8 protein-coding genes and 2 pseudogenes are annotated in these 12,240 nt (G+C 65.0%); 5 read left to right on the top strand and 5 right to left on the bottom strand.

Annotation, left to right across the window (positions count from 1 at the left end):
• Positions 1-214: pseudogene (locus A39O_RS31740) on the top strand (IS4 family transposase); the annotation flags it as partial.
• Positions 215-270: 56 nt separating this feature from the next.
• Positions 271-5,883: a DUF7507 domain-containing protein gene (locus tag A39O_RS0102970; RefSeq protein WP_020503231.1), complete on the top strand. Its 5,613-nt coding sequence runs from the start codon at positions 271-273 to the stop codon at positions 5,881-5,883.
• A gap of 265 nt (positions 5,884-6,148) precedes the next feature.
• On the opposite strand, the gene A39O_RS0102980 is transcribed toward A39O_RS0102970, so the two are convergent.
• The 5 genes and pseudogenes from A39O_RS0102980 to A39O_RS0102995 all read right to left on the bottom strand — a co-directional run bounded on the left by A39O_RS0102980 (position 6,149) and on the right by A39O_RS0102995 (position 9,521).
• A complete protein-coding gene (locus A39O_RS0102980) occupies positions 6,149-6,880 on the bottom strand; it encodes a metallopeptidase TldD-related protein (RefSeq protein WP_026199119.1) in 732 nt (243 codons plus the stop codon).
• Positions 6,855-7,229 (bottom strand): annotated as a pseudogene (locus tag A39O_RS43440) (hypothetical protein); the annotation flags it as partial. The pseudogene A39O_RS43440 and the gene A39O_RS0102980, both read right to left, overlap by 26 nt.
• Positions 7,222-7,683 carry a metallopeptidase TldD-related protein gene (locus A39O_RS0102985; protein ID WP_020503233.1) on the bottom strand — a complete coding sequence of 154 codons (462 nt, stop codon included), beginning with the start codon at positions 7,681-7,683 and terminating at the stop codon, positions 7,222-7,224. The gene A39O_RS0102985 and the pseudogene A39O_RS43440, both read right to left, overlap by 8 nt.
• 71 nt (positions 7,684-7,754) lie before the next feature.
• Complete coding sequence (locus A39O_RS0102990) at positions 7,755-8,828, bottom strand: L,D-transpeptidase (protein ID WP_020503234.1); 1,074 nt, start codon at positions 8,826-8,828, stop codon at positions 7,755-7,757.
• 66 nt (positions 8,829-8,894) lie between these two features.
• Complete coding sequence (locus A39O_RS0102995; RefSeq protein WP_020503235.1) at positions 8,895-9,521, bottom strand: hypothetical protein; 627 nt, start codon at positions 9,519-9,521, stop codon at positions 8,895-8,897.
• Between the two features lie 485 nt (positions 9,522-10,006).
• Between A39O_RS0102995 and A39O_RS0103000 the strand changes: the two genes are divergently transcribed.
• The 3 genes from A39O_RS0103000 to A39O_RS37590 all read left to right on the top strand — a co-directional run.
• Positions 10,007-10,708 carry an SDR family NAD(P)-dependent oxidoreductase gene (locus A39O_RS0103000; protein WP_020503236.1) on the top strand — a complete coding sequence of 234 codons (702 nt, stop codon included), beginning with the start codon at positions 10,007-10,009 and terminating at the stop codon, positions 10,706-10,708.
• 55 nt (positions 10,709-10,763) lie between these two features.
• Complete coding sequence (locus tag A39O_RS31745; RefSeq protein ID WP_020503237.1) at positions 10,764-11,771, top strand: glycosyltransferase family 4 protein; 1,008 nt, start codon at positions 10,764-10,766, stop codon at positions 11,769-11,771.
• 246 nt (positions 11,772-12,017) lie between these two features.
• The coding region (locus A39O_RS37590; RefSeq protein WP_157639586.1) for a transposase at positions 12,018-12,240 on the top strand (223 nt) is incomplete at its 3' end.

Raw genomic sequence — 12,240 nt, forward strand, 5'->3', positions numbered from 1 at the left:
CTGGATTTCCTGGCAACAGCGGGGCGGCGGGACCCGCGACGCGGTGGTGATCCGCGCCCTCTTGGTGTTGATCGCCGAACCCCGGGTCGGTTTGCGGCGGGGGCGCATTGAACCGCGGGCGTTGAAGCGTCGGCTCAAGAGCTATCCGCTGTTAACCAAGCCCCGGCGCCTCGCGCAGGAGGAGGTCCGCCAGAACGGTCACCCCAAGAAATAGCGCTGAACACGCCGATTTTTGGGCATGAACCGCGATGCTAACTCGCTGATTTAAAGATGCTCTCGGCTTATCTTCGTGCCATTCGGACCGGATACCATTTCTTCACCGATGGCGGTCAGCCCTTCTACGCCTTCTCCACGACCGACTCCGGGAGCAGCTTTGCCGGTAACAACCAGACGTGGGACTGGAGCTACAGCCTGGTCCCGGATGATTCGCTCACGTCGCAGACCCAGATCGCCTTGGGGATCGGCCGTGACCCGACCTCCGCGGTCAACCCCGATGAAAACGGCAACCCGGTCTGGGTGACGCCGGTCGGAATCGGCGACAACACCACGGCGGTGACCGTCTACGTCGACTACAACGGCGATGGCGTCGGCGGTTCCACCGACATCAACAACAACCAGTACGACGCCACGGTCAGTCTCCGCGAATTGGAGCACGCGACCCTGTACGATCCCGACGGTGACCAGACCGGTATGATCGTCTACGTCCTGCCGGGCGAGAACGGGACCCCGCTGACCACCAAGCTTGCGGTCGCCTGGGGACAGGACCCGAGCGTTGCGAGCGGCCGCACACCCGGCATTGATGTCGGTACGGGCACCCCTCCAGTCCCCCTGTTCGAGGCCGGCAAGTCCGCCGTCCTCGTCGACGATGCGGACCAAGACGGCTTCATCAGCCCGGGCGATACCATCGAGTACGACGTTCGCATCGTCAACGTCAGCCGTGCCCCCGTTCCGAATCTCGTGCTGACCGACATGTTGCCGCCCGAGGTCTCATACCTCCCCGGCACCACCAAATTCAAGCAAACACCGGCCGGGTCCTTTGTCCCGGTCGCCGATGACCTGAGCGGAACGCCGTTCCCGCTGGACGAAGCCGGCTATGCCATCGCGCCGAGCCTGCCCGTGCGCGGGGAGTTCCAGTTGGTTTTCCGGTCGACCATCAAGGCCTTCGCGCAACTGAACGGCGCGTCCTCGATCATCAACACCGGCACGGTGAGGGACAGTACGACCGAGGCGGCGATTCGGGATGTGCAGCCGATATACGGCGCACTAGGTGACCTGGTTTGGAACGACATCAACGGTAACGGCCAGAAGGACGTCGATGAACCGGGCCTCGGGAACGTCCCTGTCTACATCGACGCGAACGGCAACAACGCATACGACCCCGGCGAGCGCGCCGACTTAACCGACACCAACGGCATCTACGCCTTTGGCGGTCTTCCGGCAGGCACCTATGTGGTGCGGGTCGTTACGACGACTCTGCCGCCGGGTGCAATCCAAACCTACGACCTGAACGGCGCCCTGGACAACGAGGCCGAGGTGCTCTTGGCCGGCGGTCAGAACCGCACCGACGTGGATTATGGATACCAGATTCCGGCCCCGGCGCTGCTCCTGGACAAGAGCACCACGACGCTCAACTACGACAATGTTGGCGACACCATCAGCTACAGCTATCTGGTGACCAACAGCGGCAACGTGCCGGTGACCACGCCCTATGCGGTGACCGACGATAAGGCCACCGTAACCTGTCCGCAGACGCCGACTTCGCTGAATCCCGGCGCCTCGCTCACCTGCACAGCGAGCTACGCCGTAACCCAGGCCGACCTCACGGCCGGCGCGGTGGTCAACACCGCAACCGCCAGTGCTGTCTTCAACGGCAACCCGGTTGTTTCCAACCAGGATCAAGTCAGCGTCCCGGCCATCCAGGGCCCGGCGCTGCTCCTGGACAAGAGCACCACGACGCCGAACTACGACGCAGTCGGCGACACCATCAGCTACAGCTACCTGGTGACCAACAGCGGCAACGTGCCGGTGGTCCCGACCTACGCGGTGATCGACGATAAGGCCACGGTGACCTGTCCGCAGACGCCGATTCCGCTGAACCCTGGAGCCTCGCTCACCTGTACGGCGAGCTATGTCGTCACGCAGGCTGACCTGAACGCTGGCGCGGTGCTCAACACCGCGACCGCCAGTGCCGTCTTCAACGGCAACACGGTTGTTTCCAACCAGGATCAAGTCAGCGTCCCGGCCACCCAAGGCCCGGCGCTGACCCTGGATAAGAGCACCACGACGCCGAGCTACGACGCGGTCGGCGACACCATCGGCTATAGCTATCTGGTGACCAATAGCGGCAACGTGCCGGTGACCACGCCCTATGCGGTGACCGACGACAAGGCCACGGTGAGCTGTCCGCAGACACCGACTCCGCTGGATCCCGGCGCCTCGATCACCTGTACGGCGAGCTATGTCGTCACGCAGGCAGACCTGAACGCCGGCGCGGTGCTCAACACCGCAACCGCCAGTGCCGTCTTCAACGGCAACACGGTTATCTCCAACGAGGACAAGGTGACGGTGCCGACCGCGAAGCTCGGGAGCGTCGGCGATATCCTGTACTACGACATCGACGGCGACGGCGTGCAGGGGCTCGACGAGCCGGGCGTGCCCGGGGTGACCCTGACCCTGACCCCGCCGATCGGCGTCGATCTGGGTAACGGCCCCGGTGTGGCGATTACCGGGCAAACAGGCCCCAACGGTGAGTACCTGTTTACCGGGCTCCCGGCGGGCGGCTATTCGGTCACCGTCGAGACCGGTTCGGGCAGTCCGGTCAACGGCTTCATCAACAGTGGTGATCCGGATGGCGGCAACGACAGCACTGTGGTGGTGACGCTGACGGAAGGCGAAAACAACCTGAATCAGGACTTCGGTTACGAAGGCCTGGACCTCGGTGATGCGCCCGATAGCTACCCGACCTTGCTGGCCAGCAACGGTCCCTCGCACTTCGCGATTGGCCCGACCTTGGGGACGGTGCGTGACCTTGATGCCAACGGTCAGCCGACCGTAGGTGCCGACGGGGACGACACGAACGGTGCCCCGAACGACGAGGACGGTGTCTCCGGCGGCCTCTCCTTCACCGAAGGCGACGATGCCGTCGTCACCATCGGTTATGTGAAGCCCGGGACCGCACCTGCGACCGTCTGCGGCTGGATGGATCTGGACGACAACGGTAGCTTCGAGGCGTCCGAGTTGGTCACCGGGACGGCTGCTTCAGCCTCGGGGACGGTCACGCTCAGCTTCGGGGCGGTCCCGACGACAGGCGCTGCGCGCGACACCTACGCGCGCTTCCGGATCAGCACGGGTGGTGACCCGTCCGATTGCGCCCCAAGTGGCTTCGTGGCCAACGGCGAGGTCGAGGACTACCTGGTCGCGATCCGGGCGCAAGCTCCGGGCTCGATCGGCGACACCATCTACTATGACCTCAACGGCAACGGCCAGCAGGATACGGGTGAGCCGGGCGTGCCGGGCGTAACCGTGACCTTGGGTGGCGATACGACCGGCACGGCGGTAAGCGGTCCGGACGGGAAGTACCTGTTCAACGATCTGCCGGCCGGAAACTATACGGTCACGGTCGACACGAGTTCGGGCAGCCCCGTCAACAGCTTCACCAATACCGCTGATCCCGACGGTGGGTTCAACAGCACCTCCACCGTCGAGCTGGCCGCGGGCGAAGACAACCGGGATCAGAACTTTGGCTATGAAGGTCTGGACTTGGGAGACGCCCCTGACGGCTACGAGACACTACTCGGCACCGGCGGTCCATCGCACTTCGCGAGCGGACCCTACTTCGGCGCAGCGCGCGATGTAGAGACCGACGGCCAGCCGACCGCCGCCGCGAACGGCGACGATCTGATCGGCGTCGCGGACGACGAGGACGGTCTGATCGGCAGTCTCGCCTTCACCGAAGGGGCCAACGCCAGCGTGACGCTCAGCTACAACAACCCGATCGGTGGAAGCACGGCGCAAGTCTGCGGCTGGCTTGATTTGGACGGCAACGGGGCGTTCAATGCCAACGAATTGGAGTCCGCGATCGTTAACCCGGGTGCCGGTTCGGTCACGCTCGACTTCGGCACCGTGCCGGCGGCGGGCAATCGCACCAGCTATGCGCGTTTCCGAATCGGAACGCCTGCAACGACCGCGTGCAACCCAGGCGGTTTTGTGCCGAACGGTGAGGTCGAGGATTATGTGGTGGATATCACCGAGCAGCCCTTGGGCTCAATCGGCGACACCATCTACTTCGACTACAACGGAAATGGCCAGCAGGATCCGGGTGAGCCGGGTGTGCCGGGCGTGACCGTGACGCTGGGTGGAGACCTCGACAATACCGCTGTGACCGGACCGAACGGCGAGTATCTATTCACCGGTTTGCCGGCAGGGAGCTATACGGTCAGCGTCGATACCGGGACGGGTCCATTCGCCGGCTTCACCAACACCGGAGATCCCGACGGCGGCAACAACAGTATGTCTGCCGTGACGCTGGGTGTCGGCGAGGACATGCTGGCGCAGGACTTCGGGTACCGGGGACTGGACCTGGGTGATGCGCCGAACCGCTACGCGACACTACTTGCCGCCAATGGTCCGTCGCACTTCGCGGTGGGACCGACGCTCGGCAGCGTCAGGGATATGGAGGCCAACGGACAGCCGGGGGCCACGGCCACCGGCGACGATCTCGCCGGCTTGTCTGACGACGAAGACGCGGTCGCAAGTCCCTTGGCCTTCACCTCGGGTACGAACGCCAGCGTGACGCTCGCGTACGTCAATCCGGGGTCCGGCGATGCGACGCTGTGCGGCTGGTTAGACCTCAACGGCACCGGCGGATTCGAGGTGTCGGAGCTGCGCGTGCAGACGGTCCCGCCGGGCAGCAGCACAGTGGCGCTTAACTTCGGCACGGTGTCGGGGGGCGCGCGGTCGACCTACGCCCGTTTCCGGATCGCCAGCGCCTCGGGTTGCGCGCCGGTCAGCTTCGCAACGGACGGCGAGGTCGAGGACCATAAGGTGACGATCGCAGCGGCCGGCAAGACGCCGAAGATCGACATCCGCAAGCAGGCGGAGGGCCCCGACACTCGGACATTTGCGCCTGGGGCGACCGTGACCTTCAGCATCCAGGTCTTCAATCGGGGGACCGTCCCCTTGACCGGGGTCACCGTCACGGATCCACTGCTCGCGAGCTGTGCCCGGTCGATCGGGTCCCTGGCGGTCGGCCAAAGCCGGACCTTCTCATGCTCGACGGTCCTGAAGGACCAAACCAAGTTGTTCAAGGACACCTTCAGCGTGACGGCCTTCAACAACAACAACGGCACACATCCGTGGGCCGGTCCTTGGGTGGAGAACGACGTGGCCGGGAGTGGTCCGACGGCGGGCAACGTCTTGATCGGCAGCAATTACAAGCTCTGGTTCGACGACTACCCGAATACCGGGACGCAACCCAGTGCGCACCGCACCGCCGACCTGACGGGGGCAACGTCCGCGACCTTGAGTTTCACGTGGGAGACAAACTCCGGTGTAGATCCGGCGGACAAGGTCGTTGTGGAGGTCTCCAAGAACGGTGGGGCAAGCTATCGGGTGCTGAAGAGCTTCACCGGTTTCGCCGGGGCCAAAACCGGTACCGAGAGCCTCAACATCACGGGTGAGATCTCGTCGCAGACCACAATAAGGTTCCGCGTCGACTCCGGCTACGGAGAGGCGCAGGAGACCTTCAAGGTGGATGATGTCGCCATCAACGCCAAGTCGCCAGCGCAGGGCTTCACCAACGAGGCCTGTGCGAGCGGGACGGGGGCCGGGCAGCAGGTATCGGACTGTGATACCTCGACGGTCGTGCTGAAGCAGCCCTACTAACCGGGCAGTGAAGTCCCCGGTGCCGCCCGCCGAGACACGCTCGGCGGGTTGCATTGGGCCCGGAGATTGTCGGGCGATCCACCGATCTCATGATCGGTGGCCGCTCGCCCATCTCGTCGGTTGCTTGCCGACAGCTCCGGTGGTCGGCAACCCCATTTTTTTCGCCTCCCGAGCACGCAACTGATCCCGCTGGACGACGACGAGGCACTGCGGGACTTCTAGCCCAAGCTTAAAACCTCAGACTAACGCATGGCAGGCGAACATCTCAGGCCCCACTGAACTGCACGTTCTCGAACACCAGCGAGGGCGTCAGCAGCGCGGCATAGGGAAAGACGTCGTTGCCCACCTCGACCAGGCTTGCGAAGAGTCCCGGCAGGCTGCCGGTGACGATCATGCCGACCACGGGCTCGGCGATCTCGCCGCCGCGGATGAGGTGGCCGTTGAGTCCCTGCGAGAACGCGCCCGTGGTCGGGTCGGCGTTGCCGCCGGCCCAGTCGGTAACCAGGATGCCGTCGCCGACCGCGCGCACCAGTTCGGCCAGACCGCGTGTGCCGGGCTGGACGATTTGATTGGAGGGCTCGCCGGTGGTGATGGGAAGCCGGGCCTTGGCGCCGTAATAGGTGTCGGCATAGACGGCCTGGGGGCGACCCTGTTCGACCAGCACCAGGCGGCGGGCCGCGATGCCCTCCCGGTCGTATGGGCGCGACGCCAGTCCGCGTGGGCGCAACGGGTCGTCGACGATGGTGAGCTTGTCGCTGAAAGCCGGGATTTCGATCAGCGCCGGCCAGAAGGACTGGCCCTGCTGGATGTTGGCCGCCGTGGCGGGCGCGAGCAGGTCCCGGATCAGCGTGATCGCCGCCCGCGACTCGACCACAGCATCGTGGTCTTGATCGTCGGCCCCTGGCGACTCCCAGGCGCGCTCGCGCCCGCGCGAGCGCCCCTTCGGCGATTCGCTTTGCGCTCGGCAGATCGCCCAGGTACAGACAGCCGGCACCATCGCCCCCCTCCGCGCGGCGCTCGCTCTGCTGCGCGTCCGTACCCGCGTCGCGCAGGGACAGATCGACGCCCAGCGTCGCGGTGGTCTTGGCGTAGCTGCGGTCGAAGCCATTGGAGCTGGCGCTCGCCACTTGGACCCGGCTGTCCTCGGCGGTGCTGGTGGCGGAGATCAGGCGCGGCTCGGCATGGACCCGCGCGTCCATCTCGCGACACCACGCGAGTCGCTGCAGGCTTTCCAGACGCATGATCGCCGGGTCGTGCAGTTGCAGGGCGTCGCCCGTGTTCTCGGTGGCGAACAAGGCGGGCGGCGTGAGCTCCTCGCTCTGGGTTTGGGTGCTCTGCTCAGACATTCTCGCCTCCCACCGTCATGCGCGACACCAGGGCCGAGGGCATACCGATGGAGACCGGCACGCTCTGACCGCCCTTGCCACAGATCCAGCCGCCGGGGTCGAAGCCGTAATGGCGGGCCGAGATGGTGTCGTGCAGATAGGACTTGAGGATGCCCTTCTCCACCAGGGCCGCCCGGCCCGTGGCGTTGCCCTCGTCGTCCATGTTGAGCGTGCCAAGCTCGTGCGGCAGGTTGCCCTGATCGACCACGTTGACGAAGGGCGCGGCCACCGGCTTGCCGATCATGTCGGAATAGATGCTGGTGCCGATGCGGTTGAAGTCGGCCTCCATGCCATGCCCGATCGCCTCGTGCAGCAGCACGCTGCTCGCGCCCGCGGCCAGCATGACGGGCATCTCGCCGGCCGGCGGCCGCTTGGCATCGAACAGCACCAGGGTGCGCGCGACCACTTCGTCCACCTCGCAAGACCGGCCGTGCCGGTGGCGAGGAACTGGCGTCGGTTCATGGGCATCGGCTCCCTGGGATCGCTTCAGGATTGAGGTTTGTCGGCAGTCATGATGCTCAATGCCATTCCAGTGGTCCGCTTGGGCAAGACGGGTGCATCGGTGAGCAGGAGCGTCGTGCCGGGCGTGAGGAGCGCGTAGAGGGCTTTGGCGAATTGCGGGGGCAGATGGATCCGGTCGAGCCGATGGGTCGCGGACAGCGACTGCCCGCGCTCGTCGGTGTGGCCGGGAATGCCGACCGCGGTCCAGCGATGGGCGGGGGCATTCTTAGCGATCGCGCTCTTACCCTCGCCCCAACCGTCCTGCATGATGAACGCGTGGGTGCCGAGCGCGACGCCGGGCTGATCGATGGTGAGCTTCGCGCGACCGATCTCGACCCCGTTGCGATAGACCAACACGCGCTGGTCCGCCCGGCTCATGACGATGGACACGGGCCCCGTGGGGGCGGCCTCGGGTCGCCAACGGTACGACTCCAAGAAGCCCAACCGCGGCAGCTTTACCGGTTGCCCGGTGCGGGAATCCACTGGGGCCAGACCCGCCGGGTGCACCACCTCGGTCGGGTCTGCGCGCTGATCGGCGATGACGACGGTCATGCCCTTGGGCGATACGGCGAACAGGCGGCGCGCAAACTCGGTGGGGAGATGCACGCAGCCGTGGGACGACGGGTAGCCCGGCAGCCCGCCGGCATGCAGCGCCACGCCGCTCCAGGTCAACCGCTGCGTATAGGGCATAGGCGCGTTGTTATAGGTCTTGGAGCGGTGGTCGGCATCCTTCTCCAGGACGGTGAAGACACCGGTGGGCGTCCCATAGCCGGGCTTCCCGGTGCTGACGCTCGCTACGCCGATCCGAACTCCGTTGCGGTAAACATAGGCCCGCTGCTCGGCGAGACTGACGACGACCACGATGGGGCCTGACGGGATCGCACCGCCTTGCCACTTGAATTGACCGGGTTTTAAATTCTGTGGGGGCGTTTCTGCGGCCTGCGGTGTCGTGTCGCCCCAGGACGGAGCGGCGAAGACCGACGCTGGCGAAAGGACAAAGAGCGTCGCCAAGGCGAGCGAGCGGATGCCACGCTTGGGTCGCGAGAGATGCTTGATCATGGGAAATCCTTGAAAGACGGCAGGACGGCCGGGGTGCAGTTGACCGCCCCGGCCCATGAAGCGGCGCTATTTGCAGTCGAGCATGGTCACGTCGACGATGGATTTGTAATGCCCGTTCGTGGTGCGCACCGTGACGCAATGCGAGCCCTTTTTCCAGTTCGTATAGGAGCTGTCTCCTCCTTTGCTGCCGGACGCGTAGGTGTAGCCGCGGCCTTGCAGTTCGGACTCACCGCCCGCGGCCCTCGCTCCGACCAGGTCCTGAAGCTCCTTCGCACCGCCCGCCCCCGCGCTGGCCTCGCTGGTGCTGCCGTGCTTGCTCATCTCGTTGATCGCGATTCCGCCGGCGACCGCGGCGGCCGTACCGATGGCGAGCTTCTCGGCCGTCCCCAGTCCCTTGGGCTTGGGACCGCTGTACTCGGCGGCGGTCACATGGCGATTCTTGACCTCGCAGGTCCAGGGATGCTTATCCCCGTCCACCTTGGTCAGACCCTGCACCTTGAAATGCAGCGCCGTGTCGTTCAGGCGCTCTGCAGTGGCATCGCGCAGGTCGCTGAGCTTGTATTCGCTGCGGATGCGGCTCTCGCAATCGCGGATCGCGTCTTTCTCGCTGTAGGCCAGTGCGGTGCCGGGGACAGCCAGCGCGAGTACCAACAGAAGGTTGGCGCGGGCTTGGAAGTCATGAGTCTGATGCATGGTGGATTCACTCCGAGTGGGGAACTGTCATGGGTCGCTGGCCAGGACGCGCCTGAACAGCGGGCTAGGGCTGATCGGAGGATTCGCGCAGGTAGCGCCCGGCCACTCAGCCCTTGGGGTCCGAGCCGACATCACCAAGCCGATCATCTTCATCCGAGTCTCCAGACCCTATAATTTTGGTCGGGATTGTAAGGGCCACCCACGCACGCGGCAACCGAGTATGCGATGTTTTTGGATGGGATCGGCCCCGGCCGACTCGACGATTGCCGGATCTGGCGTGGTTTAACGTTTTGAAAAATATACCTGTTAAACCGCGTCTTCACCGAAGTTGGTGAAATCCCCAAGGCCGAACACACCATGAAAGTTACGCATTTCGCGCCGGACGCGGTTTAATCGAAAGAACGCCTCTTTATTGACGCGTCGCCCGGAGGCACAATCGGCCTCTCTCACCAGTCGTTTGTCTCAACAGCGCACAGGAGTTCCCCATGAAGGTCCCCGTCTGCGTCATCGTTGGTGCCGGCCCCGGCAACGGTGCCGCCTTCGCCCGCCAGTTCAGCCGCGCCGGCTACCGGGTCGCCCTGCTCGCCCGCGGGCGCGACAGCCTTGATGCGTTGACCGCCGAGATCGCCGGCACCCGCGCCTATACCTACGACGCCACCGATCCGGCCGACGCCGAGCGCGTCTTCGCCGCGATCCGCCAGGATCTGGGCACACCCCAGACCCTGATCTACAATGCCTCCACCCGTGAATTCGGCGACATCGACGCCACCACCCCGGATGCGTTCGAGCGCGCCTGGAAGGTCAACACCTACGGCTGCCTGCTCGCCGCCCAACAGGTGATCCCCGACCTGCGGGCCGCCGGCCAGGGCAGCATCGTCATCATCGGTGCCACCGCCTCGCTCAAAGGCGCCGCCGGCTTCGTCGCCTTCGCCTCCGCCAAAGCCGCTCAGCGCAGCCTGGCTCAGTCACTCGCCCGTCAACTGGGTCCGCAGGGAATCCATGTGGCCTATGTGGTCATCGATGCCGTGGTCGACATGCCGGCCTCCCGCGCCATGATCCCGGACGCTCCGGACACCTTCTTCGCGCGCCCGGACGATATTGCCGAATCAGTCTTCTTCCTGGCCCGGCAACCACGCTCCGCCTGGACCTTCGAACTCGACCTGCGACCCTTTGGCGAGCATTGGTAGACCTCCGTTGCATCGGTTGTTCCGGATTCCAACACTGCATACGAGGCGTTACGCGATGATTCAAAACCTGCGCTGGCTTCGCCATTACCTGAAGACTCGCCTGATCGGTCAGGTCCAGGCGCGCCTGAACCGTCCGCCCCAGACCGATGAACTGTTGTTCGTGGTCCCCGCGTCCTCGCGCGGCTGGATCCTGGACGGGATCTGCAAGGATCTTCAGCGGCATTATCCCGCGCCGTCGCGGGTCTACTATCAGGCCGATGGCGAACGTCTGCCCCCGGCCAGCGCCTATTTTTTCATCCACTATTTCATCGCGATCACCGCCCTGGCGCGGGACCCGGCGGTGTGGCGCGCCCGTCGGCTGGTCTGGTACACCCACCCGAGCGACGAACTGATCACCGCCGGCGAAGCCGAGATCATCTACGCGCTCAACCACCTGAGCCGGGTCATTTGCACCAACACCAAGGTTCAGGCCCAGTTGATCGCCCGCGGGGTGAGCGCCGAGCGGGTCACCACCCTGCTGGGGGCCGCCGACCCGGATCTGTTCAAGCCGCAGGCGCGGCCGGGTGCCGGACGCGTCTGTAGCTGTACCGCCTACTACCCGCGCAAGAACCCGGAGTTGATGGCCGCGGTGATCCGCGCCATGCCCGACGTGCACTTCGTCCTGCTGGGGAAGGACTGGGAGCAATGGGAGGGCTTTGCGGCCCTGCGCGCCTGCCCCAACTTCGAGTACCTGACCCTGCGCTACGCGGACTATCCGGCTCAGTACCGGCGCATGGACTGCTATCTGTCCACCTCCCTCCTGGAGGGCGGCCCCATCCCCCTGGTCGAGACCATGATGTGCAATCTGGTCCCGGTGGTGAGTGACACCGGCTTTGCCGCCGATCTCATCCGCCACGGCGAGAACGGCTACATCTTCCCGGTGGATGCCGGTCCGGACCAGGTGGTCGCCCTCCTGCGACAGGCCCTGGCGAATCGCTCCGACATCGCCGCTACTGTCGCCCACTTGACCTGGCAGGCCATGGCGCAGGAGCTGGCGCGCGAGGTCAAGGCCGTCGGTCCTTGATCAAGTGCACCTGGAGCGATGGGCACCAGGCCGGGCAGGAATACGCTTGAGGAAGCGCTTGCTTTTCGCCATTCATGGCGATCATCAGCCTCATCCATCGCTCGTCGCGATTCGCCCGGAGACCCTGCATGCAACTCCTCAGGCTGGCAATGATCCCTCGCCGTATCGTCATGAATGCGCTGATTATAGTGGACCCTGAAAACCGGACAGTAATTTAAGCTCGCGTCGAACCAAAAGGGGCATATCATAANGGGCGAAGCGAAGCGCAAGACGTACACGGCATCCTTCAAGGCCAAAGTCGGCCTGGAGGCGATCCGCGGGGTCAAAACGACGAACGAGATCGGACAGGAGCATGGAGTCCATCCGGTCCAGGTGGGGCAGTGGAAAAAGGAGATCCTGGAGCAGGCCGGGACGCTGTTTGAAACCAAGCGTGGACGTCAGAAAGTGGACGATCAGGCTGGGCCGGAAC

This window comes from Lamprocystis purpurea DSM 4197 (assembly GCF_000379525.1).
Lineage (GTDB): Bacteria > Pseudomonadota > Gammaproteobacteria > Chromatiales > Chromatiaceae > Thiodictyon > Thiodictyon purpureum.